Here is a 26,024-nt window from a genome sequence, read left to right as displayed (position 1 = left end):
CCATGTCACTCGGGGCAGCGGCCGCCATGCCCGGTTCTCCTCTCGGAACGCCGTGCTGGGTCGAACTCTGCACCCCGGACGTCTCCACGGCTCAGGCCTTCTACGGTGCGTTGTTCGGGTGGGAGTTCCACGTCAAGCGCGACCCGGTCGGCAGCGACGGTCGTTACTCCATCGCCCTTCGTGACGGCGTGCAGGCCGCGGGCCTCTACCGGGCCACGCGGGGGCAGCCCACCGGCTGGTCGATCCACCTCCGGGTGAACAACGCCACCGCCACCGCGCAGCGGGTGGAGCACCTCGGCGGCACGATACGGCTCGGACCGGCCGCCATCCCGGAACGAGGCACGGTGCTGCACGTCATCGACCCCAGCGGAGCGCCCGTGGTGTTCTGGCAGCCACCCTCCGGGTGGCTTTTCGGCGCGAGCCTCCCCGGCATGTTCAGCGGAGCCGACCTCAACACCCACGACGGGTTCGCGGCCGACGAGTTCTACTGCCGCCTGTTCGGGTTCACCAGCGAACAGATCGGCGACGAGGGCATCGACTACGCGGAATGGCGCATCGGCCACGAGCCCGTGCTCTACCGGTGCGTCATCGACGACGGTCACACCACCGTGCCGCCCCACTGGCTCGTCTACTTCGAAACCGATCCGACGGTGGGCACGGACGCGCTCGCCGAGACGGCGCTCGGGCTCGGCGGCGGGATACTGACCGAGCCCTACGACACGCCGTTCGGCCGCACCGCGCTGCTCACCGATCCGGACGGAGCGCCGTTCGCGGTGATCGACCACTCCTGTCCGGTCGACCTGGGGGTGGGTCGGGCGGAGGTCGACGACCCGTACGACGACTGACCCGCCGACCTACACCGGAACGAACACGGTCAACAACAACCACGACACGACGGCCGAGGGCAGCAGGGAGTCCAGACGGTCCATCAACCCACCGTGTCCCGGCAGCGTGGTGCCCATGTCCTTGATGCCGAGGTCACGCTTGATGAGCGACTCCATCAGATCGCCGAGCGTCGCCGTCAGCACGATCGCCGCGCCGAAAACGACCCCCTGCCAGGCATGGCCGTCGAGCAACAACGACACCGACAACGCTCCGCCCACGACCCCGGCGGTGAAGGAGCCCGCGAAGCCTTCCCACGTCTTCTTCGGGCTGATGGTGGGCGCCATCGGATGCCTGCCCCCCAGCACGCCCGCGACGTAGCCGCCCGTGTCGCATGCGACGACCACGATCATGAACGACAGGACCCTGCCGACGCCGTCCTCCGGCGGCACGAGCATCGCCGCGAACGACGCGAACAACGGCAGGTAGGCCGCCGCGAACACCGACGCGCTGACATCGCGGAGGTAGCCGTCGGCACCCGATGGCAACCGCCACAGCAAGCACGCGATCACGGTGACGACGAACGCCGTCACCGCACCCTGCTGGCCGAAGGGCCATGCCAACCAGATCATCGCCTGCCCACCGACGAGGACGGGGATCAGCGAGACTCGCACACCCGCCGCTCGACGGAAGGCACCGGCAAGCTCGATCGTGCCGACCACGATCGCTACCGCGATGATGCCGATGAACAGGTAACGGACGGTGAACAAAGACCCCAGGATCGCCGCGCCCAGCGCGACCGCGACGGTGATGGCGGCAGGCAGATCCCGCCCGGCCCTGGACGGTTTCTTGCCCGGTTCCTCCGACCCATCGGGTTCGGCCGCGCTCTCGCGCTCCCCCTGGTCGCTCACAGTTGTCATCAGACCTCGAGGAGCTCGGCTTCCTTGTTCTTAACGAGCTCGTCGACCTGGTGGACGTAGCGGTCCGTCAGGTTCTGCAGCTCCTTCTCCGCCCTGGCGACCTCGTCCTCGCCGGCCTCGCCGTCCTTGGCGATCCGGTCGAGCTCCTCCTTGGCCTTCCGGCGAACGCTACGGATGGAGACGCGAGCTTCCTCGCCCTTGCTCTTGGCGACCTTCACCATCTCCTTGCGGCGTTCCTCCGTCAGCTGGGGAATCACCACCCGGATGATGTTGCCGTCGTTGGTGGGGTTGACACCGAGGTCGGAGTCCCTGATCGCCTTCTCGATCGTGGCGAGCTGCGAGGCGTCGTACGGCTTGACGACGGCCATGCGGGCCTCGGGAATGGTGATGCTCGCAAGCTGGTTGAGAGGCGTGGGAGCACCGTAGTACTCGACGACGATGCGCGAGAACATCGCGGGAGTCGCCCTGCCGGTGCGCACCGAAGCCAAGTCCTCCTTGGCGAAGGAGACCGCTTTCTCCATTTTTTCTTCGGCGTCGAAGAGGGTCTCGTCGATCACGGCTACTCCAGATGTGTGGGTGTACTGACCAATGTGCCGATCCTCTCACCACTCACCGCACGAGCGATGTTGCCCTCGACGAGGAGGTTGAACACGATGATCGGCATGTTGTTGTCCATGCACAGGCTGAAGGCCGTTGCGTCGGCGACCTTGAGTCCCTGTTCCAGGACCTCGCGGTGGGTGATCTCGTCGAACAGCTTCGCGCTCGGATCGACGCGCGGGTCCGCGGTGTAGACGCCGTCGACGGCCTTGGCCATCAACACCACGTCGCAGCCGATCTCCAGGGCGCGCTGAGCCGCGGCGGTGTCGGTCGAGAAGTACGGCATACCAGTTCCCGCACCGAAGATCACTACACGGCCCTTTTCGAGGTGCCGCTCGGCACGACGGGGAATGTAGGGTTCGGCGACCTGGCCCATCGTGATCGCCGTCTGCACCCTGGTGGGTACGCCTTCCTTCTCCAGGAAGTCCTGAAGCGCCAGGGAGTTCATGACCGTGCCCAGCATGGCCATGTAGTCGGCACGGTCGCGGTCGAGCCCACGCTGCGACAGCTCCGCACCGCGGAAGAAGTTGCCACCCCCGATGACGACAGCCACCTGCACGCCGTTACGCACGACGTCGGCGATCTGCACCGCTATCGAGTGCACCACATCAGGGTCGACACCGACGGAGCCGCCGCCGAACATCTCGCCGCCCAGTTTCAGCAACACTCGCCGGTAACCGTGCCCTGACCCGGCGTTATCGTCCTCGTTCATCTCGCCTCCGCCCGCTGTAGTGCTAGGTGCCGTCGTTTCTCACAACTGTGCCCCGCCTCCTGAACTGGCGGGAGACGGGGCACAACTGCCGGACAGGCAGGCTACGCCTGGCCCACCTCGAAACGTGCGAACCGGGTGACGGTCACACCCGCCTCGTCGAGCAGTGCCTTCACCGTCTTCTTGTTGTCCGTGACCGACGGCTGCTCCAGCAGCACGACGTCCTTGAAGAAGGCGTTGACCTTGCCCTCGATGATCTTCGGCAGGGCGCGCTCGGGCTTGCCTTCCTCGCGGGCGGTCTGCTCGGCGATCCGACGCTCGTTCTCGACGACGTCGGCGGGAACCTCGTCACGGGTGAGGTACTTCGGCTTGAGCGCCGCGACCTGCAAAGCGGCGGTACGAGCCGCGTCGGCGTTGTCGCCGGTGTACTCGACCAGCACACCGACCGCCGGGGGCAGACCCGCACCACGACGGTGCAGGTAGGTGTTGACTTGGCCCTCGAAGCTGACCACGCGCCGCAGTTCCAGCTTCTCACCGATCTTGGCCGACAGCTCCTGGATCGCCTCGGCGACGGTCTTACCGTCCTCGATCTCGGCGCCCTTGAGCTGCTCCACGTCGCTGGTGCGCAGCTTCTTCGCGACCTCGACGATCTTGTCGGCCAGAGCGCCGAACTCCTCGTTCTTCGCGACGAAGTCGGTCTCCGAGTTGAGCTCGATCAGCACGCCACCGTCACCGGCGACGAGTCCCTCGGCGGTGGCCCGCTCGGCACGCTTGCCGACGTCCTTGGCGCCCTTGATACGCAGGTGCTCAACGGCCTTGTCGAAGTCGCCGTCGGTCTCCTCCAGGGCCTTCTTGCAGTCCATCATGCCCGAGCCCGTGAGCTCGCGGAGGCGCTTGACGTCTGCCGCGGTGTAGTTAGCCATCGTGCGTTGTCCGTTCCTTCGTGCGGTACGCGGTGAAAGAGGTCAGGAGGCGGAGGTCTGCTCGCTCGACTGCTCCGAGCCCGCGGCTTCGGAGCCGGCCAGCAGCTCCTGCTCCCACTCCGGAAGCGGCTCGTCCGTCGCCACGGCGGGCTTGTCCTCACCCTCGGCGGCGGCGCTGTTGCGTCCGGACCGCGCCATCAGGCCCGCGGCCGCGGCCTCGGCGACCACCTTGGTGAGCAGAGCCGCCGAGCGGATGGCGTCGTCGTTGCCGGGGATCGGGTAGTCGACCTCGTCCGGGTCGCAGTTGGTGTCGAGGATCGCGACGACCGGGATGTTGAGCTTGCGCGCCTCCTTGACGGCGATGTGCTCCTTCTTGGTGTCCACGATCCACACGGCGCTGGGCACCTTGGACATGTCGCGGATACCGCCGAGGGTCCGCTCCAGCTTGTCCTTCTCACGGGTGAGCGTCAGGATCTCGCGCTTCGTCAGGCCCTGGAAACCGCCGGTCTGCTCCTGCGACTCCAGCTCCTTGAGCCGCTGAAGGCGCTTGTGCACGGTCTGGAAGTTGGTCAGCATGCCGCCCAGCCAGCGCTGGTTGACGTAGGGCATGCCGACACGCAGCGCCTCGTTGGCGATGGCCTCCTGGGCCTGCTTCTTGGTACCGACGAACAGGATCGTGCCGCCGTGGGCGACCGTCTCCTTCACGAACTCGAAGGCGCGGTCGATGTAGGACAGCGTCTGCTGCAGGTCGATGATGTAGATGCCGTTGCGCTCGGTGAGGATGTAGCGCTTCATCTTCGGGTTCCAGCGGCGAGTCTGGTGCCCGAAGTGCACGCCGGAGTCGAGCAACTGCTTCATGGTGACGACGGCCATGGCCGGATTCGCACCTCTTCTGTCTCGAGCGCGCCCGGAAGGCGCGCGTGGCCGGTTGTCGCGGAGGCCGGGTGGTCCTCCGCCCTGGTGCCGTGCGAGCACCCGGACTCCCGCGACATCCGGGAGACCGCCGGGCGCCCGTGCGCCGTTCACCATCGGGCAAGCCATTGGCGAGCGGAGCGGCACGCGCACGCGAAGTCAGCTGTGCGAGCACAGACTGCGCCAGTCAGTGTACGCGGCCACCTGCTCGGAGCTCGACTCGGCGGCCACTTGTCCACAGGGCGGGGGCCGCTACGGAGGACCTCCACCGAGTTGTCCACAGCGTCGGTGCTCCTTCTTTCCCCGCGCTCCCGCCCCACCGACGCTGTCCTCATGAGCCCCGCACTCACACGGGCGCCGTCAGCCGTGCTGGTCGGCGCGCTCCTGTTCGCCGTGGTGACGGCGACGATCGTGACCGGATCGGGCGTCGCCGGATCGTGGGCGGAACGGACCGACACGTACTCCGCGACGGGCCCGCGCGCCGAGCCACCCCGGTTCTCGTGGCCGTTGCGGGGACGCCCTTCGGTGGTACGAGTGTTCGACCGACCACCCGGCCCCTACGGTCCCGGTCACCGCGGCGTCGACCTCGCGGCCGAGCCGGGGCGGGAGGTGCTGGCAGCGGCCGAGGGGACCGTGGTGTTCGCGGGCCGCGTGGCCGGGCGCGGAGTCGTCTCGATCGACCACGCCGGCGGGCTACGTACGACGTACGAACCGGTGGAACGGAAGGTCTCGGCTGGCGAGCACGTGCACCGTGGTCAGCCCATCGGAACGGTGACCGGCGGGCATCCCGGCTGCCCCACGGAAGCGTGCCTGCACTGGGGAGTACGACGCGGAAGCGAGTACCTCGATCCGCTCCGACTCGTCGTTCCGGACTCGGGCCTCCGGCTCAAGCCCTGGGTGGACACGCTCCTGTCACCCCGGCCCGCCGGACGCGGGAAGGCCGCGTCACGACCCGGCGTTCTCGACCAGCTTGGCGCGCAGTCGCAGCACGGCTCGGGTGTGCAACTGGCTCACCCGCGACTCCGTGACCCCCAGGACCTTGCCGATCTCGGCGAGCGTGAGGTTCTCGAAGTAGTAGAGGCTCACCACGATGCGGTCGCGCTCGTTGAGCTGGGCGATGGCCTCGGCGAGTTGTTTGCGGTTGTCCCGGTCGACCAGCACGGCGGCGGGGTCCACCGCGTCCTCGTCCGGCAGCGTGTCGGCGGGCGAGCCCATGTTGTTGTCCTTGTTCGACCCCATGAGGTCGTCGAGCGCGAGCACGCTCGTCAGCCTGAGCTGGCTGTACAGGTCGCGCAGCTCCCGAAGGGAAATGCCGAGTTCGGCCGCGACCTCCGCGTCGGTCGGTGTGCGATGCAGTCGGGCGCCGAGCCGTTCGTGGGCACGCTCGACCTCCCGAGCCCTGCTGCGCACCACGCGCGGTACCCAGTCCTGCGAGCGGAGGTCGTCGAGGATCGCGCCGCGGATGCGTTGCATGGCGTACGTCTCGAACCGCAGGCCACGGTCGGGGTCGAACTTCTCGATGGCGTCGACCAGGCCGAAGATGCCCGACTGGATGAGGTCTGCCACGTCGATGTGGGTGGGCAGCCCCGTGCCGACCCGACCCGCGACGTACTTGACCAGCGGGGCGTAGTGAAGGACGAGACGGTCGCGCACCTGTTGGCTCGGGGAACGCGTGAACTGCCGCCACAGCGCCTCGATGGTCGACTCGGCCGGTTCGGCGGAGGGCTCCACAGCCGAGTCGGCGGAGGGCTCGTTGACGAGCGACTCGGCGACCGGCTCGACGGGGAGGTCCGGGGCGAGGTCGGCGATCGGCTCGGCGGAGGCCTCAATACCCGGCTCCGTGACCGGGTCGACGACCGGCTCGGCGACGTCTCCGCCCTCGACCTCCGCAGCGGGGCCGACAGCGGTGGCCCCGCCGACCGAGTCCACGGCGACGGGCTCGGCGGCCGGCACTCCGGAGGGTTCGGTCGAGCGGTCGCCGACGGGGATGGGGGCACAGGCGTCCTCGGTCTGGGCCGCGGTCATGACCTTCCCGCCTCCCCGCCCGTCCTGTGGCGGAACCGCTGCGCCCGCCTCGGCAGTGGCGGCCTCACCGGGCACGGGGGTGGGTCTGGTCATGGATCGCCTTCAGCCGCTCGACTGTCACGTGAGTGTAGAGCTGCGTCGTGGCCAGCGTAGCGTGACCGAGCAGTTCCTGAACGCTGCGAAGATCGGCGCCACCGTCGAGCATGTGGGTCGCCGCGGAGTGCCGCAGCCCGTGCGGGCCGATGTCGGCAGCGCCGGGCACGGCGGCCACGGCCTCGTGCACGACTCGGCGTACCGTTCGCGGATTCACCCGCCCACCCCGAGCACCGAGGAAGAGCGCCGGACCGGAGTCATGAGTCGCCACGGTCGGGCGTCCCTGCCTCAGCCACGACCGGAGCGCACGCTCCGCAGGCAGGCCGAACGGCACCATTCGTTGTTTCCTCCCCTTTCCCAGGACGCGGACGACCCGACGTTCGAAGTCAACGTCGTCGATGTCGAGTCCGCACAGTTCTGAGATTCGCACACCTGTGGCATACAGCAACTCGATCAGAGCGTGATCGCGTAGCGCGATGGGATGCCCGTCCTCGGCTCCCAACGCGGTGACCTGCATGAGTTCGGCGGCCTCGTCCTGCCGGAGCACGCCGGGAAGCGTGCGGTGCGGACGCGGAGCGGCCAGCCGAGCACCGGGGTCGGACTCCAGCAACCCCCGCCGGTACGCCCATGCGGTGAATGTCCTCGCCGATGCCGCCCGCCTCGCCAACGTGGTGCGGCTGCGGCCTTGCTCGCGTTGCCGAGCCAGCCAGGCCCGAAGCACCCCGACGTCGAGTGTTCCGAGTCGCGCGGGTCCGTCGGAAGTGGGAGGCTGCTCGTCACGCTCGTCGTCCGGCGTCACCCCGTGGAGGAACGCCAAGAGCGAGACGACGTCCCCGAGGTACGCCCGGACGGTGTGCTGCGACAGCCCCCGTTCGTCACGCAGATGCTCCTCGTAATCGTCCACCACCTCGGTGACGGGGTGCGGGAGAGCGCAGCGCAGCCGCTCCACGACGGACCTGCCGCCTCCGCGGTGAGGACGCTTCGTCGTCATATTCTGACGCTGCGCTGCCGGGCACCACCCAGTCAAGCATCGCCACGCCCAAGACCTGGATCGTGATCGTCATCCCCTCGACGCCGGCTTCCGACTCACGCGTTTCGCTGCTTCCAGCCCTCGTCGCACCGCTCCGCCAAACCGGCGAGCTCCAACGTGGGAAGCACCGCACGCACGCGCCGGAGGCCGACACCCGACTCGGTGGCGATCGCCTCGGGCGAGCGACCGCCTCGGGCGGGCAGGGCCTCGAACACACGCAGGGATTCCGGGTCGAGATCGTCCGTACGCCGCCGCGGCCCGTCACCGTGTCGGGTGAGACCGCTGCCCAACCTGCCCACGGTCTCCACCACGTCGGCCACGGAGGCGACCAGCGTGGCCCGCGAGTCCCTGACGAGTTGATGACATCCCACGGACGACGCCGACGTGATCGGCCCCGGAACCGCCATGACCGCCTTGCCGAGCAGTCCCGCGGTGGTGGCCGTGTTGCGGGCTCCGCTGCGACGCCCCGCCTCGACGACCACCGTCCCGGCTGTCAAGGCGGCCAGCAGGCGGTTGCGTACCAGGAAGCGGTGCCGTGCCGGCTGGGTGTTCGGCGGATACTCCGAGACCACGGCACCGCGCTGCGCCACGCGATTGAGCAACCCGACATGGCCCGCGGGATATCCCACGTCGAGCCCACAGCCGAGCACGGCGACCGTGACTCCCCCGGCCGCGAGGGCTCCCCGATGGGCCGCGCCGTCGATGCCGTAGGCCGCACCCGACACGACGGTCGTCCCGGCACCGGAGAGCTCGTAGGCGAACTCGGTCGCCGTGCTCTCGCCGTAGTCGGTCGCGGCGCGGGCACCGACGATGGCCACCGCGTCGGAAAGCACGTCGTCGAGCACGGCTTCGCCCCGCACCCACAACGCCAGCGGGGGTGCCATCCCCTCGACGCCACGACCGGTAGCGACTTCGAGCGACAACAGCGGCCACGCGGGCCATTCGTCGTCCTCGGGGATCACCAGCCGAGCACCTCGCGCGGCGCCGAATTCCAAGTCGTGTTCGGCCAGATCGAGTTGCCGCCGGGCGGCGGTCTCGGCCGCCACCCGGTCGGGCACGTCGGCCGCACGCACCTTGCGAGCCGCGTCGATCGGCCCGTACTCGGCGACGAACCGCCAGAGCGCGGGCGCGGGCGGCTCGGCGACGCGAAGCAGGTAGGCCCGCGCCGTCCTGATGGCGTCGGTGCTCATGCGGCCCTCCGGTCACGGAACTCCAACGCCGCCGCGACGTGGTCGCTCTCGGGGCGGTCCGCCCCGTCGAGATCCGCCAGGGTCCAGGCGACCCGCAGACAGCGATCGGCGCCCCGAGCCGTGATCGCTCCGCGTTGGAGGCTCCGCTCGACCAACGCCGTGGCGCTGCGTGGCAGCGCGAACTCCCGCCACAGAGCGGGCCCCGGCACGGCCGCGTTGGTACGCCAACCGTGCTCGGCCCACCGCGCGGCCGCCCGATTCCGAGCCGCCACGACGCGGGCCCGCACCACCTCGGTGGTCTCCGGCCGACACGCCTCATGAGCCCTCCTGGCCGTGACCGGGCGCATCCGGACTCGCAGGTCTACCCGGTCCAGCAGCGGCCCCGACAGCCTGCTCAGATACCGCCGCCGTGCCGTGGGGGTACACGTGCAGTCGACCTCGCGCGGCGGCGCACACGGACAGGGATTGCTCGCCATCACGAGCTGGAACGACGCCGGGTACCGCACCACGCCCTTGGCACGCGCGATGCGAACCTCGCCCTCCTCCAACACCGTCCGAAGGGACTCCAGGCGCTCGGCCCCGAACTCGGCGGCCTCGTCCAGGAACAGGACCCCGCGATGGGCCTTGCTGATGGCTCCGGGCGCCGCGAGACCACTGCCGCCTCCCACGAGCGCCGCCACCGAAATCGAATGATGCGGCGCGACGAACGGTGGCACCGTGGGAAGAGGCGCCGACCGGCTGAGTGATCCATCCACCGAGCGGACGGCCGCCACCTCCAGCGCCTCGTCCCTCGACAGCGGGGGCAGCAGTCCGGGAAGCCGGGTGGCGAGCATCGTCTTGCCCGTGCCGGGAGGGCCGGTCAGCAGAACGTGGTGCCCGCCCGCGGCGGCGACCTCCAGAGCCCATCGGGCCTCGGGCTGTCCCACCACGTCCGCCAGGTCCGGAACGGGCTCGACGTGACCGACCTCGGGAACGTCGGGACGCACCAACTCGCCCTCGTGGCGCAGCCACTCGACGACGTCGGTCAACGCGGGAGCGCCCAGGACCTCGACACCGTCGACGAGCGCTGCCTCCGGTACGCATTCGACGGGGACGACGGCGCGGCGGTGACCGAGCCGCCGAGCCGCCAGGAGGGCGGGCAGGACCCCCGACACCGGGCGCAGCCGACCGTCCAACGCCAGTTCGCCCAGCAGGACGGTGCCACCGAGTTCCCCGCCGGGGACGATCCCCGACGCCGCGAGCACCGCCACGGCGATACCGAGGTCGTACGAAGACCCCACCTTGGGCAGGTTCGCGGGCGAGAGCCCCAGCGTGACGTTGGTGTCGGGCCAGGCGTAACGGCTGTTGCGGACCGCTGTCCGCACCCGATCCTTCGCTTCCCGCAGACCGGGGTCGGGGAGCCCCACCAGCTTCGTTCCCGGCATCCCCGCGCCGATGTCCGCCTCGATCTCCACCAACCGCCCCTCGATACCGAGCAGGGCGATGGACCAACTTCGCGCGAGGGCCATTCAGAACGCCCCCACCACGTGCCGCAGGACCGGCTCCCGCCCCGGCGGGCACTCGATGGCGATGACGTCGAACCGCAGCGGGCACCACGCCACCCTCCTGGCAGCCAACCAGCGCAGGGTGAGGCTTCGGATACGGTCGCGTTTCTCCGGCGTGACGGCTTCGGCGGGAGTTCCGTGGCTTCGGCCCGACCGGGTCTTGACCTCACACACGATCAGTGTTCGGCCGTCGGTGGCGAGGAGATCGAGCTCGCCCTCCCGACAACGCCAGTTGCGCTCCAGCACGACCAAACCGCGGCGCCGAAGATAGTCGGCGGCAAGCTCCTCCCCACGTCGCCCGAGCAGCGCCGAACGCCCGGCCTTCTCCACCTCGGCCGACACCCGTGTCCGGCCGCCGGGCCTCACCGCGTGCACCGCGCTCACTCTCGTCACCCCCGATGGTCGTTCGTTGCCGGCACTCACGCTGCCAGCACGACCACGGGGGCAACCAGCTCACCACGGCGAGGCTGTGGACAACCGGGTTCCTGTGGACAACTCCCTCGCACGCGGACGGACAGCACCCGAACGCGCTACGTGCCCGTCACGGACGATTCAGGCCCCGAACGGCCCGTCCTCCGGAAGCTGCAACTCCGGCTTGACGAGCTCCTCGACGTTGACGTCCTTGAACGTGATCACCCGGACGTTCTTCACGAAGCGCGCGGGACGGTACATGTCCCACACCCAGGCATCCGACATCCGCACCTCGAAGTACACGTCGCCGCCGCTGTCGCGTACCTGCACGTCCACGGCGTTGGCCAGGTAGAAACGCCGTTCCGTCTCCACGACGTACGAGAACTGGCCGACGATGTCGCGGTACTCCCGGTACAGCGACAGCTCCATCTCGGTCTCGTATTTCTCGAGATCCTCTGCGCTCATGAAACCCGAGCCCCTCCTCGCGCGCCTTGCAACCCGTCGTCGGCAGAAGCTCCATTCTCGCTCACCGCCGCCGTCTCGGCAGCTCCCGCCGCGGGATGCGTACCAGCCACCGCGCCCGCCTGCAACGCGGCGAAACTCAACAGCACCCGCCGAGGCGGCCGCATCCCGTGCGCCGCCCCCGCGGAAGCCACGTTCGTGAACGACCATCGGTGCACCTCACACGGGCCGTGTTCGGCCAGGGCGGCACCGTGCTCCGCGGTCGTGTATCCCTTGTGGACGTCGAATCCGTACACCGGGTACTCGGTGTGCAGCCCCGCCATGATCCGGTCCCTCGTCACCTTCGCGAGCACGGACGCCGCGGCCACGCACGCCACCGCGCGGTCGCCCTTGATCACCGGCACGCTCGGGGCGGGCAGTCCCGGCACCCGGAAGCCGTCGATCAGCACGTATCCCGGACGTACCGACAACCCGGCCACGGCCCTGCGCATGCCCTCGATGTTGGTGACGTGGATGCCGTGTGCGTCCACCTCGGCGGGAGGGATGACGACGATCGAGTAGTCCAGTGCCCGTCGCACGACTCGCTCGTACACGCGGTCCCGAGCGAGCGGGGTGAGCAGCTTCGAGTCCGTGAGCTCGGCGAACCGGGACGCGTCACGGGGCCGCAGCACGCACGCGGCGACCACCAACGGACCCGCGCAGGCACCACGACCGGCCTCGTCCACGCCGGCCACGGGGCCCAGGCCCCGTCGGTCGAGGGCCGACTGCAACGCCCACGCCGTGTCGCCACGGATGACGGCGCGAGGTGGACGAAGCACGCTCACGCTGTTGGCGCTCACTGCAGCTATCGCTCCCGTCCGCGGCGCCTCGACACCCATCGGCGCACTCCCGAGCCGATTTTGCGGCTCACGAACAGTGTGGGCCACGCCGCGAGCGCGCCCGCGGCCAGGGGCAGGCCCTGTTGCCACGCGGGGGCGCTCAGGGCCGCGTTCTGCTCGGAGGCTTCCTGCGGGTTGTGGTCGCTCACCACGGCCCAACGAGACGGCGGCAGAACGATCAGACGGGCCTTGCCGATGATGTTCTCCACGGGCACGGCCCCGCGCTCACCGCCACCGCCCTGGAACCGCGAGTCGGACGAGTTGTTGCGGTTGTCGCCCATCACCCACACGGTGTTCTCGGGCACTTTCACCGGGCCGAACTCCCGCTGCTCGGCCTTGCCGCCCTGCCAGTAGATGTACGGCTCGTCCAGCGGCTTGCCGTCGACCATGACACGGTTCCGGTCGTCGCAGCACTCGACCGTCTGCCCGCCGGTGGCGATGATGCGCTTGACGAAGTCACGCTCGTCGGGCGGCGCGAGCCCGAACACCGAACCGATGTTCTGGAAGAAGCTCGCGATGGGGTTGTCCGACGACTCGCTCGGCGGGTCGTCCTCCACCCACGCGTCCGGGCCACGGAACACCACCACGTCACCCGGAGCGGGATCGGTGAAGTGGTAGGTGACCTTGTCGACGAGGATGCGGTCCGGTGTGCAGCCCGGACAGCCGTGCAACGTCTTCTCCATCGAGCCCGACGGGATCATGTAGACCCGCGCGACGAACTGCTGGATCAGAAACGCCAGCACGAGCGCGACGACGATGAGAATGGGCAGCTCTTTCCAGAAGGAACGCTGCTTGTTTCGCTTGGCCGACCGCGTATCTCCCTCACCGGCCCCGGAAGACGACGAATCGCCCGGAGCCGACGAGGCCGAGGAGGCGTCCGAAGACGCTCTCGACTCCTTGTCGTCCTCAGGGCGATCCGGCTCGTCTTCCGCAGCGTTCGAGGGCACTGACTCCACCACGTCGTCAGACTACGGTAGTCGGCCGACTACTCACGAGGCAGAGGGGGTTTCCCGGCGCTCCTTGATCTTGGCGGCCTTGCCGCGAAGATCACGCAGGTAGTACAGCTTCGCACGACGCACGTCACCGCGGCGGACGACCTCGATCTTGGCGATGTTCGGCGAGTGCACCGGGAAGGTCCGCTCGACGCCGACACCGAAGGAGACCTTGCGCACGGTGAAGGTCTCGCGGATGCCACCGCCCTGCCGGCGGATGACCACGCCCTCGAACACCTGGTTGCGCTCGCGGTTGCCCTCGATGACGCGGACGTGAACCTTCAGCGTGTCGCCCGGGCGGAAGTAGGGGATGTCAGAACGCAGCGACTGAGCGTCCAACGCGTCCAGGGTGTTCATCGGTGTCCGTCCTCGTCCTTGTGTGGCATGTGGCTTCACTTGTCCGGGCGCGCGCCAGTCAGCCGGTATCACCGACGGCAGGCGGCCCAGGAGCTTCGGCGCGTGAACCGGTCGCGCCAACCTCGCAAGTATTGCAGACGTGCGCGGGCGTCAGTCACCGGCCTCCTGGCGAAGCCGGTCGAGCACCTCGCGATCCCGCTCGTCCAGGCTACCTTCCGGAAGACGTTCGAGCAGGTCGGGTCGGCGATGGAAAGTCCTCGCCAACGACTCGTCACGGCGCCACCGGTCGATCAGCGCATGGTTGCCCGAACGAAGCACGGACGGCACCGTGAGACCGCGCCACACCTCCGGTCGGGTGTAGCTGGGGCCCTCCAGGAGCCCGTCGGAGAAGGAGTCCTGTTCGGCCGACACCGGGTTGCCGAGCACTCCCGGCAGCAGTCGGGCCACCGCCTCGACCATGGCGAGCACGGCGACCTCTCCCCCGACGAGCACGAAATCCCCGATGGACACCTCGTCCACCGGCATGCGTCGGGCGGCGTCGACCATCACCCGCTGGTCGATGCCCTCGTACCGCCCGCACGCGAACACGAGGTGTCGTTCGGTCGCGTACTCCCGCGCCGTCTCCTGGGTGAACGGCCGTCCGGCCGGGGTGGGCACCACGAGACGCGTGTGTTCGCCACACACGTCGTCCAGCGCCTCACCCCACACCTGCGGTTTCATCACCATGCCGGGACCGCCCCCGTAGGGGGCGTCATCGACGGCACGGTGCACGTCGTGCGTCCAGTCACGCAGGTCGTGCACGCCGACTTCCAGAAGACCTCGTTCGATGGCCCTGCCGAGCAACGCGGCCCGCAGCGGTTCGAGGTATTCCGGGAAGATCGTGATGACGTCGATGCGGAGTGGCTGTCGCTCGGAGTTCGGCTCGCTCACGTGTTCCTTCTCATCCTCGTCGCGTGAACGGCGGACTCACCCGTCGAGCAGGCCCTCGGGCGGATCGAGCACGATCCGACCCTCGGCGACGTCCACATGCGGCACGATCGCGGCCACGAACGGCACGAGGACCTCCCGCCGAGTCCCGGAGGTCTCGACGTCGACGGCGAGCAGCTCCCCGCCGGGGGAATGCACCACCTCGCGAACCGTGCCGACGACGGTGCCGTCGACCAGCTCGGCGCGCAGGCCTTCCAGCTCGTGGTCGTAGAACTCGTCCGGATCGTCAATCGGCGGCAGGTCATCGGCGTCGACCAACAGGGTGAGGCCCCTGGCCTCCTCCGCCGCCGTGCGATCGGGCACCTCGTCGAACCGCACGAGCAGCCGCCCGCCGTGGGGGCGGACGGCTGCCACGGTGAGCGTGCGGGTGGCGCCGTTCCGGGCTCGGGCGGTCAGAACCGCACCCGGTACGAAACGTTCCTCGGGCGAGTCGGTGCGCACGTCGACGGCGAGTTCACCGCGAATGCCGTGCGGTTTGACCACCCGACCCACTACGACCTGCACGCTCGCTGCCTCTGCGCGGTCAGCGGTCGGTGTCGATGACGTCCACGCGGACGCCACGACCACCGACGGATCCCATCACGGTGCGCAGCGCGGTGGCCGTACGGCCTCCGCGGCCGATCACCTTGCCGAGGTCGTCGGGGTGCACGTGGACCTCCAACGTCCTACCTCGACGGGTGGTGATCAGCTCGACCTGGACGTCGTCGGGGTGATCGACGATGCCGCGCACCAGGTGTTCGAGCGAATCGGCGAGAAAGCTCACGCCTCGTCAGCCTTCTTCTCAGCCGAGTCCTTCTTCTCAGCCGAGTCGCCGGCCTCGGACCCCTCGGCCTTGTCGGCCTTCTTGCCGCCCTTCTTCTTCGGCGTGGTGGCCTCGACGCTGGGCTCCTCGTTGGCAGCGGCGAGCGCGGCGTTGAACAGCTCCTCCTTCGAGGGCTTCGGCTCGGGCTTACGGAGCTTGCCCTCGGCGCCGGGCAGACCCTTGAACTTCTGCCAGTCGCCGGTGATCTCGAGGATGCGCTGCACGGGCTCCGTGGGCTGAGCGCCGACCTTCAGCCAGTACTGAGCCCGCTCGGAGTCCACCTCGATGAAGCTCGGCTCCTGCTTCGGGTGGTACTTCCCGATGGTCTCGATGGCCCTGCCGTCACGACGGGTGCGGGCGTCCGCGACCACAATGCGGTAGTAGGGCGCGCGAATCTTGCCGAGGCGCTGCAGCTTGATCTTGACAGCCACGGGTGTGGGTACTCCTGTCGTCTTCTCGTACTCGGGTCGGGACACGATCCGAGTGGGGAGCCGGATCCAGGTGCCCGCAAGTAGGTGGTCGCCCCGGCACGGTGAGAGGGCCCGAACCGGAGCGGGCAAGCCCCCATTTTGCCAGAACGGGCGAACTCGGTTGGTGCCGGGGAGCGTGAGCACCCCGGCCACGGGGCGGGGCACCGACCACGGGCCGCCCCGGAGCTCGCCCGACGGCACCTCCTCGGGCACGTCCCGCCACGCGATCCGCCCCCGAAGCGCCCCTTCAGGACGTGACCACGCCGAGTGAGGTCAGCAGTATCGCCAGTGCGGGGAGGAAGTTGTTCATCTGGTGGGCGACGATGCTGCCGAGCAGCCGCCCGGTGACCAGCCTGGCCAGCCCGATGGGGATGGCGATGACGATCAGAAGCGACGTACGCAGCGGTTCGAGGTGGCTCACGGCGAACACGGCCGTCGACAACACGAACGCCGCGAACCGCCCCCACCGCTCCGAGCCCCAGCCCAGTCGTTCGGCCGCGCCCCACAGCAGCCCGCGGTAGATGATCTCCTCGCAGACCGGGCCGAGCAGCCACAGATAGACGAACATGGCCACGGCCGCCGACACCGACATCGGTTTGTCCTCGATCAGCGCGCCGATGGCCGATGTGGCGTTGTCCTCCCCCACCAATCGGGTCCAGACCAGCACGCCCACCACCGTGCACACCAGGCCGAGGGCGCCGAACTTGAGACCGACCTTCACGTCGTCCCAGCGCCACGCGAGACACAGGTCGGCCAACGGACCGTTGCCCCGCACCTTGGTGATAACCAGGGCGGACAGCGCGGCGAGCATCGTGGGGGTCATCGTGCCGATGAGCACGTCACGCACGGGAACGGACTCCGGGGTTCCGCCGCCGAGGAAGACGCCGACGAACGCCGCCGTCGCCAGCAGCACGGCCTCCACGAACAGGAACGCCCCGAAACCCCAGCGATGGGTGGGCCGGTGGAACGCGGGGCGCCCGCTCGGTTCGGGCGCGTCGGCACCGACCTCCTCGCCCGCGGGGTCCTGCGAGTCCGATGACCTCACCCGATCCCCTCCGTTTTTCATGATCTTTTCTTCGAGCCTACTGGGTCGAAGATGGATCACGAGCCGCCGAACAGCAGCAACGCGGGCGGAAGGTTGTTGGTGGCGTGCGCGATGATGCTCGCGCTCACCCTTCCGGTGAGGAGCCTCGCCGTACCGATGGCGATGCCTTGCCCCAGCAGGGCCAACGTGCGTTCCGGCTCCCCGTGCACCTGCGCGAAGATCAGCGCCGTCAACACGAGGATCACCCAGGGCGACACCCGATGGTGCGCCAGACCGCTCCACAGGGCTCCTCGGAACAACAGCTCCTCGGTCAGGGGCGCGGCCACCACCACGACGAGCGCCGCGAACACGAGCCAGCCGAAGCTGGACGTCATGCTCCGCAGCACCTCCGTGGTGGAGTCGGACAGGTAGTCGCCCCCGTAGACCTGGAGCAGCACCAGGTTCAGCACGTAGGCCGCGAGCAGCGAGAACCCTCCGCAGGCCAACCCGACGCGCACGTCCCGACCGGTGGGCCGCAGCCCGAAGTCGATCCGCACTCCCCTGCCCCAGCGGCGCGAAGCGAGGACCGGCCCCAGGCCCAAGAAGAGGTTGGGGAGGAAGGCCAGCAGGACGAGCGGACCGAGGTCGGACAGCCCGATCCGCCCGTGGAAGGCGAGTCCGGACAGCAGAAGTGACAGCACGTAGTAAGCGCCGAGGGAGACGATGAAGGCGACCAGCGCCCAATGTGCTCCCAGCACCAGCCCGTCACGGGCCGACGTCGCCCCCTCGTCCTCCACTGCACCTCCCGGACCGCGGACGCCGATCACTGTGTGGTCAAAACACTACGGCGGAACGGCCGAGGGCGTCAGTTGATCAAAACCCCCCGGAGGACGATGTGGCGCGGACGGCGTAGTACCGCCAGGTCCTCTCGCGGGTCCGAGTCGAACACGAGCAGGTCGGCGGAGGCGCCTTCGACGATGCCCTCGACACCGAGCCAGTCCCTCGCCGCCCACGACGCCGAGGCCAGCGCTCGTTCCTTCGACAGCCCGGCCTTGTGGAGGGCCTCGATCTCGTCGACGAGCCTGCCGTGCTCCACCATGCCGCCCGCGTCGGAACCGGCGTAGATCGCCACGCCGGCGTCGACGGCGGCACCCACCATGTCGGTGACCCCCGCGTGGAGCGCCCGCATGTGGGCGGCGTAGGTGGGGTAGCGCACCGCGCTGTCGGCGATGGCGGGGAAGTTGTCGATGTTGATGAGGGTCGGTACGAGGGCGATGCCCTTGCGGGCGAGCTCGGCGAGCTGGTCGGAGGACAGGCCCGTGCCGTGTTCGAGGCAGTCGATGCCCGCGGCGATCAGCCCCGGCAGGGCGGCCTCCCCGAAGACGTGCGCCGTCACCCGCGCCCCAGCCTCGTGAGCGACCCGCACGGCCTCGGCGAGCACGTCGTCGGGCCACAACGGCGCGAGATCGCCCACCGACCGGTCGATCCAGTCACCGACGAGCTTGACCCAGCCGTCGCCGTCCTCGGCCTGGGCCGCCACGGCGGCGGGCAGTTCGTCGGGGTGGGAGAGTTCGATCGCGTAGCCACGGAGGTAGCGCTTCGGCAGGGCGAGGTGACGTCCGCTGCGGATGATGCGGGGCAGGTCGGCCCGGCTCTGGAGCGGGCGCGCGTCGATCGGCAGGCCGCAGTCCCTGATCAGCAGCGTGCCCGCGTCACGATCCCGGATCGCCTGCGCACACGCCTCCTCCAGCGTGGTGGGACCGTTCTCCCCGATTCCGGGGTGACAGTGCGCGTCCACCAGACCGGGGACCACGAAGGCGCCGTCGAGCGTGCGGGCCTCCTCGACCGGCTCGAAGGTGATCCGCCCGTCCTTGATCCAGACGTCGCGCTCCTCGCCGTCGGGGAGCACGACCCCGCGAATGTGGTACACGGCCACGGCCTACTTCTTCTTCGGCAGCTTCAGCTTCGACGGGTCGAACCCCGGCGGCAGCTCGTTCAGCCCGCCACCGAGCTGGGACAGGTCGGGCATACCGCCGCCCTGCGGGAACCCACCGGGCAGGCCACCGGGGAAGCCGCCCTTCATCTTGGGCGGTGTGGGCCCCTTGTTCTTGCCCTTCTTGCCCTTCTTGCCCTTGCGCTTCTTCGTCGCGCTGCCGCCGAGGCCGAAGCCGAACCGGCCCGCCATCTGCTGCATCATCTTGCGTGCTTCGAAGAAGCGGTTCACCAGGTCGTTGACCTCGCGCACCGTGACGCCCGACCCCTTGGCGATACGCTGCCTGCGCGAGGCGTTGATGATCTTGGGGTTGGCCCGCTCGGCGGGCGTCATGCCCCGGATGATCGCCTGAAGACGGTCGAGATGGGAGTCATCGACCTGCGCGAGCTGCTCCTTCATCTGCCCCGCGCCGGGCAGCATGCCGAGCAGGTTGCCGATCGGGCCCATGCGCCGCACGGCCTGCATCTGCTCCAGGAAGTCCTCCAGCGTGAGCTCGCCGGTGCCCAGCTTGGCCGCGGCCCGCTCCGCCTTCTCCTGGTCGAACGCCTGCTCGGCCTGCTCGATCAGGGTGAGCACGTCGCCCATCCCGAGGATGCGGCTGGCCATCCGGTCGGGGTGGAAGACGTCGAAGTCCTCGAGTTTCTCGCCGTTGGAGGCGAACAGGATCGGTTTGCCGGTGACGTGCCGCACCGACAGCGCCGCACCACCGCGGGCGTCGCCGTCCAGCTTGGTGAGCACCACGCCGGAGAAGCCGACGCCGTCACGGAACGCCTCCGCCGTGGTCACCGCGTCCTGACCGATCATGGCGTCGACGACGAACAGCGTCTCGTCGGGTGTCACGGCGTCCCGGATGTCGGCGGCCTGCCGCATGAGCTCCTCGTCGACACCGAGCCGACCGGCCGTGTCGACGATGACCACGTCGTGCTGGGCCCGGCGGGCCTCCTCGATCGACCGCCGCGCGACGTCCACCGGGTCGCCCACCCCGTTGCCGGGCTCGGGCGCGAACGTGGTGACACCCGCGCGCTCACCGACGACCTGGAGCTGGGTCACGGCGTTCGGCCGCTGCAGGTCACAGGCCACGAGCAGCGGGGTGTGCCCCTGCTTCTTCAACCACAGCGCGAGCTTGCCCGCCAGGGTCGTCTTACCGGAACCCTGAAGACCCGCCAGCATGATCACCGAGGGCGGGTTCTTGGCGAGGTTGAGCCTGCGGGTCTCGCCGCCGAGGATGCCGATGAGTTCCTCGTTGACGATCTTGATGACCTGTTGGGCCGGGTTCAGCGCCTGCGAGACCTCCGCGCCCTTAGCCCTGTCCTTGACCTGCTTGATGAACTCCCGGACCACGGGTAGCGCGACGTCCGCCTCCAGCAACGCGATGCGGATCTCCCGCGCGGTCGCGTCGATGTCGGCGTCGGAGAGCTTGCCCTTTCCGCGCAGGTTCTGCAGGACCGACGTGAGCCGATCGGAGAGTGTGTCGAACACGAGGTGCACGCTCCAGCAGGTCGTGGTTGTCCGGTCCGGGCCACGTGCCCAGGGCCCGACCGCGACTTCCAAGGGTAGACGACTCCGGCACCTCGACTTCTCGGCCCGCCCGGGCGGACGCTCCCCCCTGTGCGTCCCTCTCCGTCCCGGGCGGGCTTCCCTCGGCGAGGCACTCGCCGGGTCCGGCTGCGTCATGGCGTTCGCCAGACCCCCAGAACTGGCGAACGCCCGGATCGGCCTTCGGCACCTCACCGAGTTGCCTCACAGCTTGCCCGGTTCGTCCCGGTGGAGGCAGCGTGAAGACACCGAGTAATCGGTGAGTAGTCCTACGCAATCCGATCCGGTTCCCCGCCTCGCGGGGGGCGGGGGCTACCGACAGCCCCGACGGGCGTGGGGCCCGCGGCGTTCAGCACGGCCTCGGTGACCTCCGTCCGCCATGCGGTGTCCGGCGTTCCGCGACCGGGCGCCACCGCGAAGGAGGCGACGACCCCCGCGCCGAGTTCGGCGATCCGCGCCCAGCGCACCCGCACATCCCTCGACTCCAGCACGCACGCGACCCGGTACAGCAGGCCGATCCTGCTCACCGCGCGCAGTTCCATGACGACCTCGCGACCCGAGACCTCGTCGTCGAACCACAGGACCACGGGATCGACCTGCGGCACGACTCGGGTCCGCGAGGCGTAGGCCCGTTCCTTTTCGGCGAGCCGGGCGCCGAGGTGAAGGCTACGAGTCACGGCGCGGGCGAACTGGTCCCGCAACAGCGCCGGCTCGGGAGGATCACCGAAGACGGGCGTGACGGTGAACACCCCCACCGTGGCCCCGAGGTGCCCCCGCACCACCGCCGACAGCACTCGCAGCGAGTTCGCCGCCAACACTCCCATCGCGGGCGCGAAGAGCGCCCGGCCGGAAGGCGCGGCGAACTCGACGGTGAGCGGCAGCTCGGGGCCGTCGCCGGAGCCGGGATCGACCCGCGTGCGGCCGGTGGTCGTACGAATCGCCTCGACCGCGAGTTCCCGCTGCGCTCCCGTGAGTTCCCGAGGGGGCAGGGTGGGCTCCTCACCCCGCATGAGGGCCCGGCAACGAGACACCAGCTCGTCCACGAGCCGAGCCCGCCACGGCGTCCAGACTCCCGGACCGGTGGCCCGCGCGTCGGCCTCGGTCAACGCGCGCAGCACCTCCAGCAGCACCGCGTCGCCCCCGAGAGTGGTGGCGACGCGCTCGACGGTCGCGCGCTCGGTGATGTCGCGCCGGAGAGCGGTGTGGATCAGCAACAGGTGGTGTCGTACGGCGCCCACCAGCACCGTCCCGTCCCGCCCGGTCACGCCGAGCCTCTCGGCGACCCGTTCGGCGAGCCGCGCCCCCAACTCGGAGTGGTCGGTGTCGCGTCCCTTGCCGATGTCGTGCAGGAAGGCGGCGAGCAGGAGCAGATCGGGCCGGGAGACCGAGGTGCTGAGCCGGGCAGCCTCCACACACGTGCGCAGGAGATGGGCGTCGACCGTCCACGAGTGCAGGGGCTCCCTCGGCGCCAGGTCCCGCACCGCGCCCCACTCCGGGAACAACCTGCCCCACAGCCCCGCGCGGTCGAGTGCCTCGACCGCCGCTACGACTCCCTCACCGGCGCCGAGCAGGCGCAGCAACGTGTCACGAGCACCGTCGGGCCACGGCGGACGCGGTTCGGGCGCCGACGCGGCCAGCACCGCGAGGGTGCCCTGCGCGATGGGGGCTCCCGTGACCGCCGAAGCGGCGGCCACCCGCAACACCAGGAAGGGGTCGCGGGTCGGGTGAGCCCGCCGGGCGAGGGCGACCTCGGAGCCGTGCAGCACCACACCGTCGTCGAGAGGCACCCGCGTGGGGCGGCGCCGGATGCTCGGTGGCTGCTTCGCGGCACGGAACGCGACGTCGAGCGCGTACGCGACGGCCCGTGTCCCACCCGACAACGCCCGCGCGAGCGCGAACCGGTCGTCGAACCCCAGCCGCGTGGCGACGGCCGTCGCCTCGGGCGGTTCGAGCACATCCCGCGCGCGGCGCAGCAGCCTGCGTAGTTCGGTACGGACGTCCAGGAGGAGTTCGCGGGCCGAGTTCACCTCCCGGTTCGGCCGATCGGTGAGCTGCGCCACCGCGAGCGCGTCCAACACGGCCAGATCCCGCAGTCCACCCCGGCCGTACTTGACGTCCGGGCGCGCGGACTGCGCGATCTCCCCGCTGCGTTCCCACCGGGCCCGCGTCGCCGCGAGCAACTCGGGTACGACGCGCCGAGCCAGCCGCCGCCACTGCTCCCGTGCCTCCGTCCGCACGCGCGCGACGAGCGATTCGTCCCCCGCGAGCGGACGGAGGTCGAGCAAGCCGATCGCGGTGCGCACGTCCTCGGCCGCGACCTCCAGCGCCTGGTCCGGAGTACGCACCACGTGATCGATCGGGATCCCGGAGTCCCACAGCGGGTACCACACGGCCTCGGCGATCCGGTCCGCCTCCGGACGTCCGTCGTGGAGCAGTACCAGGTCGAGGTCGGCGAACGGCACCAACTCGCGGCGGCCCAGGCCACCGACCGCCGCCAGCGCGACCCCGACCGATTCGCCGTCCACACCGGACTCCCCGGCGGCACGGCGGAGCCAGAAGTCGTATAGCTCGACCAGCATGGCCCGCACCTCCGCCGCGGTGGTCCCGCGTACGTCGATCAGACGGTTCGCCACCTCCACGAGACCCGGTTCGGCCATGACCGCGGCTACAGCGCGTCCGCGCCGCGTTCGCCCGTGCGGACCCGGACCACCGTCTCGACCGGAGTCACCCACACCTTGCCGTCCCCGATCCGACCGGTGTGGGCCGCGGCCACGACGGCGTCCACCACCTTGTCCGCCATGACGTCGTCGGTGACCACCTCGATCCGGGTCTTGGCCACAAAGTCGACGGCGTACTCGGCCCCGCGGTAGACCTCCGTGTGCCCCTTCTGACGTCCGTAGCCCTGGACCTCGCTGACGGTCATGCCCAGCACGCCGAGCTGTTCGAGCGCCGTGCGCACGTCGTCCAGCGTGTACGGTTTCACGATCGCGGTGATCAACTTCATGACGCGCTCTCCTCGAACTTCCCGGCGGGCACTGGTTTCGGAGCCTCCATCGGCGGCGTGCCCGTCTCGCCCGACGCGGCCCTCCCGCCTCGGGCGCCGGCGAAGTCGTACGCCGACTCGGCGTGCTCCGCCTCGTCGATGCCCGCGACCTCCGTCTCGGCACTGACCCGGCCGCCCGTGACGGCCTTGACGAACAGCCCCAGCAGCACCGAGATCAGCGCGGAGTAGGCCATCACCGCCACGGCGCTGAGCACCTGGACACCCAGCAGCCCCGCACCGCCGCCGTAGAACAACCCGTCGGAGCCGTCCTCACCGACCACGGAGGACGTCGCCACGAAGCCGAGCAGCACGGTGCCGACCAGACCGCCGACGAGGTGCACACCCACGACGTCGAGCGAGTCGTCGAAGCCCAACCGGTACTTGAGGCCGACCGCCAGCGAGCACAGCGCTCCCGCGACCACACCGATCACCAACGCGCCCCAGGTGTCCACGTAGGCGCACGCGGGAGTGATCGCGACCAGGCCGGCCACCACGCCCGACGCCGCCCCGAGGCTCGTGGCCTTGCCGTCCCGCAGCCGCTCGACGAGCAGCCACCCCAGCATGGCGACACACGTGGCGGTCACCGTGTTCACGAAGGCGATCCCGGCGACCCCGTCCGCGGCGTACGCCGACCCGGCGTTGAACCCGAACCAGCCGAACCACAGCAGCCCCGCGCCGAGCATCACGAACGGGAGGTTGTGCGGCTTCATCGGCTCCGACGGCCAGCCGACCCGCTTGCCCAGCACGAGCACCAGTCCGAGCGCGGCGGCTCCGGCGTTGATGTGCACGGCAGTGCCACCGGCGAAGTCCAGCGCGCCGAGTTCGCCGATCCACCCGCCGTCGCCCCACACCCAGTGCGCCACGGGGAAGTACACGAGCGTCACCCACGCCCCCGCGTACAGCAGCCAGGCGCCGAACCGCATGCGGTCGGCCACCGCGCCCGCGATCAGCGCGGTGGTGATGATGGCGAACATCGCCTGGAACGCGACGTCGACCGTGCTCTCCGTCGGATCTCCCTCGGGCGTCATCAACCCGGCCAGCCCGAGGTGGTCGAACGGGTTGCCGACCAGCCCCGCGATGTCGGTGCCGTACGCGGTGGAGTAGCCGTAGACCATCCACAACACCCCGACGAGCCCCAGCGCCCCGAAGCACATCATCAGCATGTTGAGCACGCTCTTCGCGCGCACCATGCCTCCGTAGAAGAACGCCAGTCCCGGCGTCATCAGAAACACCAGTGCGGCGCTGGTGAGCAACCAGGCCGTATTCCCTTCCACGTCGCCTCCTCGCACTCGTGCGCCCGTGCGCAACCCGCGGTTCGGCATGAGCATCGAAGCGGCATGTTGCGACAAATCGCTTCCGGTGTTGCGGACAAGTGAACTGGGCCGTGCGCTCCGTAACGGCTACGTTTCAGCCCACGTCGAGGCGGCGTGGTCGAATAGGGCCATGCCCGCGAACCACTCCCCTACGCTCCCCGCCCCGCCCGACCCCGTCGTGGCGGCGTTGCGGTGTTCGGTGTGCGGCGACCGGGTGGCTCGGGAGGCTCGTACGCTGCGCTGCCCTCGGGGGCACGCGTTCGACCTGGCCCGACAGGGCTACGTCAACCTCCTGCACGCCAAGGTTCCGAAGGGCACCGCCGACACGGCCGAGATGGTGGCGGCGCGAGTCGCCTTCCTGGGCAAGGGCTTCTACGAGTCCCTGGCCGCGGCACTCGCGGCGCGCGCGAGGGGGCGGATGGTGGTCGACGCGGGCGCGGGCACGGGCTACTACCTCGCCCACGTCCTGGACGCGCTACCGCAGGCCACCGGACTCGCCCTCGACGTGTCCGCCCCGGCGCTGAAGCGGGCCGCCCGTGCCCATCCGAGGTTGGGCGCGGCGGTGTGGAACCTGTGGCGGCCGTGGCCGGTGGGCGAGGGCGTGGCCGAGACGGTGCTCAACGTCTTCGCGCCCCGTAACGCGGACGAGTTCCGCCGCGTGCTCGTCCCGGAGGGCAGGCTGCTCGTGGCCGGTCCGGGGCCGGGTCACCTCGCCGAACTCGCCGAGTCGCTGTCGCTGCTCGACGTCGGCGCCGACAAGTCCGAACGCCTCGACGCCGCGCTCGCCGCAGGTTTCACGCTCGTCGAACGCACGGACGTCACCGACCACGTCACGCTCTCGCCCGACGACGTACGCAACGCCGTACTCATGGGGCCCAATGCCCATCACCTGCACCGGAACGGGCTCGGCGACCGGCTGGCCGCCGTCGCCGAGGCGGTCCGGGTGACACTGTCGTTCACGGTGTCGGTCTACGAGAAGCGGGGGTGAGGG

The 26,024-nt window shown here is 69.8% G+C and carries 27 protein-coding genes and 1 pseudogene; 3 read left to right on the top strand and 25 right to left on the bottom strand.

From position 1 onward, the window contains the following. Nucleotides 1-2 precede the first annotated feature (2 nt). On the top strand, nucleotides 3-845 hold the full coding sequence (locus SACGLDRAFT_RS05120) for a VOC family protein (RefSeq protein WP_005462339.1): 843 nt from the start codon (nucleotides 3-5) through the stop codon (nucleotides 843-845). Between the two features lie 9 nt (nucleotides 846-854). On the opposite strand, the gene SACGLDRAFT_RS05115 is transcribed toward SACGLDRAFT_RS05120, so the two are convergent. The 5 genes from SACGLDRAFT_RS05115 to rpsB all read right to left on the bottom strand — a co-directional run bounded on the left by SACGLDRAFT_RS05115 (nucleotide 855) and on the right by rpsB (nucleotide 4,844). Beyond that, nucleotides 855-1,742, bottom strand: coding sequence for a phosphatidate cytidylyltransferase (locus SACGLDRAFT_RS05115; RefSeq protein ID WP_005462337.1), 888 nt, complete (start codon nucleotides 1,740-1,742; stop codon nucleotides 855-857). Next, nucleotides 1,742-2,299 (bottom strand): ribosome recycling factor, encoded by a 558-nt coding sequence (gene frr / locus SACGLDRAFT_RS05110; protein ID WP_005462323.1) that lies wholly within the window; start codon nucleotides 2,297-2,299, stop codon nucleotides 1,742-1,744. The genes SACGLDRAFT_RS05115 and frr overlap by 1 nt, the downstream gene beginning before the upstream one ends. 2 nt (nucleotides 2,300-2,301) lie before the next feature. Then, nucleotides 2,302-3,051 (bottom strand): UMP kinase, encoded by a 750-nt coding sequence (gene pyrH / locus SACGLDRAFT_RS05105; RefSeq protein WP_005462322.1) that lies wholly within the window; start codon nucleotides 3,049-3,051, stop codon nucleotides 2,302-2,304. Between the two features lie 101 nt (nucleotides 3,052-3,152). Beyond that, the gene (gene tsf, locus SACGLDRAFT_RS05100) at nucleotides 3,153-3,971 is read right to left on the bottom strand and encodes a translation elongation factor Ts (protein ID WP_005462321.1); all 819 of its coding nucleotides are present in this window, start codon (nucleotides 3,969-3,971) and stop codon (nucleotides 3,153-3,155) included. A gap of 42 nt (nucleotides 3,972-4,013) precedes the next feature. Then, complete coding sequence (gene rpsB, locus SACGLDRAFT_RS05095; RefSeq protein WP_005462320.1) at nucleotides 4,014-4,844, bottom strand: 30S ribosomal protein S2; 831 nt, start codon at nucleotides 4,842-4,844, stop codon at nucleotides 4,014-4,016. A gap of 372 nt (nucleotides 4,845-5,216) precedes the next feature. Between rpsB and SACGLDRAFT_RS21780 the strand changes: the two are divergent. Beyond that, a pseudogene (locus SACGLDRAFT_RS21780) lies at nucleotides 5,217-5,780 on the top strand (murein hydrolase activator EnvC family protein); the annotation flags it as partial. A gap of 48 nt (nucleotides 5,781-5,828) precedes the next feature. Here SACGLDRAFT_RS21780 and SACGLDRAFT_RS05090 read toward each other — a convergent pair. The 20 genes from SACGLDRAFT_RS05090 to SACGLDRAFT_RS04995 form a co-directional block, all read right to left on the bottom strand. After that, nucleotides 5,829-7,001 (bottom strand): FliA/WhiG family RNA polymerase sigma factor, encoded by a 1,173-nt coding sequence (locus SACGLDRAFT_RS05090; protein ID WP_040918582.1) that lies wholly within the window; start codon nucleotides 6,999-7,001, stop codon nucleotides 5,829-5,831. Further along, the gene (locus SACGLDRAFT_RS05085) at nucleotides 6,973-7,992 is read right to left on the bottom strand and encodes a tyrosine recombinase XerC (protein WP_232284076.1); all 1,020 of its coding nucleotides are present in this window, start codon (nucleotides 7,990-7,992) and stop codon (nucleotides 6,973-6,975) included. The genes SACGLDRAFT_RS05090 and SACGLDRAFT_RS05085 overlap by 29 nt, the downstream gene beginning before the upstream one ends. 95 nt (nucleotides 7,993-8,087) lie before the next feature. Beyond that, nucleotides 8,088-9,221: a DNA-processing protein DprA gene (gene dprA, locus SACGLDRAFT_RS05080; RefSeq protein ID WP_005462317.1), complete on the bottom strand. Its 1,134-nt coding sequence runs from the start codon at nucleotides 9,219-9,221 to the stop codon at nucleotides 8,088-8,090. Next, a complete protein-coding gene (locus SACGLDRAFT_RS05075) occupies nucleotides 9,218-10,729 on the bottom strand; it encodes a YifB family Mg chelatase-like AAA ATPase (protein WP_005462316.1) in 1,512 nt (503 codons plus the stop codon). Before SACGLDRAFT_RS05075 ends, dprA begins: the two co-directional genes overlap by 4 nt. Then, complete coding sequence (locus tag SACGLDRAFT_RS05070) at nucleotides 10,730-11,131, bottom strand: YraN family protein (protein ID WP_157608888.1); 402 nt, start codon at nucleotides 11,129-11,131, stop codon at nucleotides 10,730-10,732. Nucleotides 11,132-11,317: 186 nt separating this feature from the next. After that, the gene (locus SACGLDRAFT_RS05065) at nucleotides 11,318-11,641 is read right to left on the bottom strand and encodes a DUF2469 domain-containing protein (RefSeq protein WP_005462313.1); all 324 of its coding nucleotides are present in this window, start codon (nucleotides 11,639-11,641) and stop codon (nucleotides 11,318-11,320) included. After that, entirely contained in the window at nucleotides 11,638-12,477 is an 840-nt protein-coding gene (locus SACGLDRAFT_RS05060) for a ribonuclease HII (protein WP_040918578.1), read from the bottom strand. Before SACGLDRAFT_RS05060 ends, SACGLDRAFT_RS05065 begins: the two co-directional genes overlap by 4 nt. Nucleotides 12,478-12,482: 5 nt before the next feature. Continuing rightward, the gene (gene lepB, locus SACGLDRAFT_RS05055) at nucleotides 12,483-13,475 is read right to left on the bottom strand and encodes a signal peptidase I (RefSeq protein WP_232284074.1); all 993 of its coding nucleotides are present in this window, start codon (nucleotides 13,473-13,475) and stop codon (nucleotides 12,483-12,485) included. Between the two features lie 30 nt (nucleotides 13,476-13,505). Then, nucleotides 13,506-13,865, bottom strand: a complete 360-nt coding sequence (gene rplS / locus SACGLDRAFT_RS05050; protein WP_005462310.1) for a 50S ribosomal protein L19 — start codon at nucleotides 13,863-13,865, stop codon at nucleotides 13,506-13,508. Between the two features lie 150 nt (nucleotides 13,866-14,015). Then, nucleotides 14,016-14,795: a tRNA (guanosine(37)-N1)-methyltransferase TrmD gene (gene trmD, locus SACGLDRAFT_RS05045; protein WP_005462309.1), complete on the bottom strand. Its 780-nt coding sequence runs from the start codon at nucleotides 14,793-14,795 to the stop codon at nucleotides 14,016-14,018. 36 nt (nucleotides 14,796-14,831) lie between these two features. Further along, on the bottom strand, nucleotides 14,832-15,356 hold the full coding sequence (gene rimM / locus SACGLDRAFT_RS05040; protein WP_005462307.1) for a ribosome maturation factor RimM: 525 nt from the start codon (nucleotides 15,354-15,356) through the stop codon (nucleotides 14,832-14,834). 19 nt (nucleotides 15,357-15,375) lie between these two features. Next, nucleotides 15,376-15,615 (bottom strand): RNA-binding protein, encoded by a 240-nt coding sequence (locus tag SACGLDRAFT_RS05035; RefSeq protein WP_005462303.1) that lies wholly within the window; start codon nucleotides 15,613-15,615, stop codon nucleotides 15,376-15,378. Then, on the bottom strand, nucleotides 15,612-16,085 hold the full coding sequence (gene rpsP / locus SACGLDRAFT_RS05030; protein WP_005462301.1) for a 30S ribosomal protein S16: 474 nt from the start codon (nucleotides 16,083-16,085) through the stop codon (nucleotides 15,612-15,614). The genes SACGLDRAFT_RS05035 and rpsP overlap by 4 nt, the downstream gene beginning before the upstream one ends. Before the next feature lie 286 nt (nucleotides 16,086-16,371). Continuing rightward, the gene (locus SACGLDRAFT_RS05025) at nucleotides 16,372-17,169 is read right to left on the bottom strand and encodes a CPBP family intramembrane glutamic endopeptidase (protein WP_005462300.1); all 798 of its coding nucleotides are present in this window, start codon (nucleotides 17,167-17,169) and stop codon (nucleotides 16,372-16,374) included. A gap of 56 nt (nucleotides 17,170-17,225) precedes the next feature. Next, the gene (locus SACGLDRAFT_RS05020; RefSeq protein ID WP_005462299.1) at nucleotides 17,226-17,945 is read right to left on the bottom strand and encodes a CPBP family intramembrane glutamic endopeptidase; all 720 of its coding nucleotides are present in this window, start codon (nucleotides 17,943-17,945) and stop codon (nucleotides 17,226-17,228) included. A 68-nt stretch (nucleotides 17,946-18,013) separates the two neighbouring features. Further along, nucleotides 18,014-19,078, bottom strand: a complete 1,065-nt coding sequence (locus tag SACGLDRAFT_RS05015) for an amidohydrolase family protein (protein ID WP_005462298.1) — start codon at nucleotides 19,076-19,078, stop codon at nucleotides 18,014-18,016. A gap of 9 nt (nucleotides 19,079-19,087) precedes the next feature. Continuing rightward, on the bottom strand, nucleotides 19,088-20,620 hold the full coding sequence (gene ffh, locus SACGLDRAFT_RS05010) for a signal recognition particle protein (RefSeq protein WP_005462296.1): 1,533 nt from the start codon (nucleotides 20,618-20,620) through the stop codon (nucleotides 19,088-19,090). A 326-nt stretch (nucleotides 20,621-20,946) separates the two neighbouring features. Further along, entirely contained in the window at nucleotides 20,947-23,334 is a 2,388-nt protein-coding gene (locus SACGLDRAFT_RS05005) for a [protein-PII] uridylyltransferase (RefSeq protein WP_005462289.1), read from the bottom strand. Nucleotides 23,335-23,342: 8 nt separating this feature from the next. Beyond that, entirely contained in the window at nucleotides 23,343-23,681 is a 339-nt protein-coding gene (locus SACGLDRAFT_RS05000) for a P-II family nitrogen regulator (RefSeq protein ID WP_005462287.1), read from the bottom strand. Further along, nucleotides 23,678-24,994 carry an ammonium transporter gene (locus tag SACGLDRAFT_RS04995; RefSeq protein WP_005462286.1) on the bottom strand — a complete coding sequence of 439 codons (1,317 nt, stop codon included), beginning with the start codon at nucleotides 24,992-24,994 and terminating at the stop codon, nucleotides 23,678-23,680. Before SACGLDRAFT_RS04995 ends, SACGLDRAFT_RS05000 begins: the two co-directional genes overlap by 4 nt. Nucleotides 24,995-25,163: 169 nt before the next feature. On the opposite strand from SACGLDRAFT_RS04995, the gene SACGLDRAFT_RS04990 reads away from it, so the two are divergent. Further along, on the top strand, nucleotides 25,164-26,021 hold the full coding sequence (locus SACGLDRAFT_RS04990) for a putative RNA methyltransferase (protein ID WP_040918575.1): 858 nt from the start codon (nucleotides 25,164-25,166) through the stop codon (nucleotides 26,019-26,021). Nucleotides 26,022-26,024 lie beyond the last annotated feature (3 nt).

The sequence above is a fragment of the Saccharomonospora glauca K62 genome (assembly GCF_000243395.2).
Lineage (GTDB): Bacteria > Actinomycetota > Actinomycetes > Mycobacteriales > Pseudonocardiaceae > Saccharomonospora > Saccharomonospora glauca.
The sequence above is the reverse complement of the archived record's forward strand: the minus strand, read 5'-3'. Positions and strand labels throughout refer to the sequence as shown.

Coding starts and splice junctions, on each gene's coding strand:
- SACGLDRAFT_RS05120 (WP_005462339.1), top strand. CDS start 3: ATGTCACTCGGGGCAGCGGCCGCCATGCCCGGTTCTCCTCTCGGAACG.
- SACGLDRAFT_RS05115 (WP_005462337.1), bottom strand. CDS start 1,742: ATGACAACTGTGAGCGACCAGGGGGAGCGCGAGAGCGCGGCCGAACCC.
- pyrH (WP_005462322.1), bottom strand. CDS start 3,051: ATGAACGAGGACGATAACGCCGGGTCAGGGCACGGTTACCGGCGAGTG.
- tsf (WP_005462321.1), bottom strand. CDS start 3,971: ATGGCTAACTACACCGCGGCAGACGTCAAGCGCCTCCGCGAGCTCACG.
- rpsB (WP_005462320.1), bottom strand. CDS start 4,844: ATGGCCGTCGTCACCATGAAGCAGTTGCTCGACTCCGGCGTGCACTTC.
- SACGLDRAFT_RS05090 (WP_040918582.1), bottom strand. CDS start 7,001: ATGACCAGACCCACCCCCGTGCCCGGTGAGGCCGCCACTGCCGAGGCG.
- SACGLDRAFT_RS05085 (WP_232284076.1), bottom strand. CDS start 7,992: ATGACGACGAAGCGTCCTCACCGCGGAGGCGGCAGGTCCGTCGTGGAG.
- dprA (WP_005462317.1), bottom strand. CDS start 9,221: ATGAGCACCGACGCCATCAGGACGGCGCGGGCCTACCTGCTTCGCGTC.
- SACGLDRAFT_RS05075 (WP_005462316.1), bottom strand. CDS start 10,729: ATGGCCCTCGCGCGAAGTTGGTCCATCGCCCTGCTCGGTATCGAGGGG.
- SACGLDRAFT_RS05065 (WP_005462313.1), bottom strand. CDS start 11,641: ATGAGCGCAGAGGATCTCGAGAAATACGAGACCGAGATGGAGCTGTCG.
- rplS (WP_005462310.1), bottom strand. CDS start 13,865: ATGAACACCCTGGACGCGTTGGACGCTCAGTCGCTGCGTTCTGACATC.
- SACGLDRAFT_RS05005 (WP_005462289.1), bottom strand. CDS start 23,334: ATGGCCGAACCGGGTCTCGTGGAGGTGGCGAACCGTCTGATCGACGTA.
- SACGLDRAFT_RS05000 (WP_005462287.1), bottom strand. CDS start 23,681: ATGAAGTTGATCACCGCGATCGTGAAACCGTACACGCTGGACGACGTG.
- SACGLDRAFT_RS04990 (WP_040918575.1), top strand. CDS start 25,164: ATGCCCGCGAACCACTCCCCTACGCTCCCCGCCCCGCCCGACCCCGTC.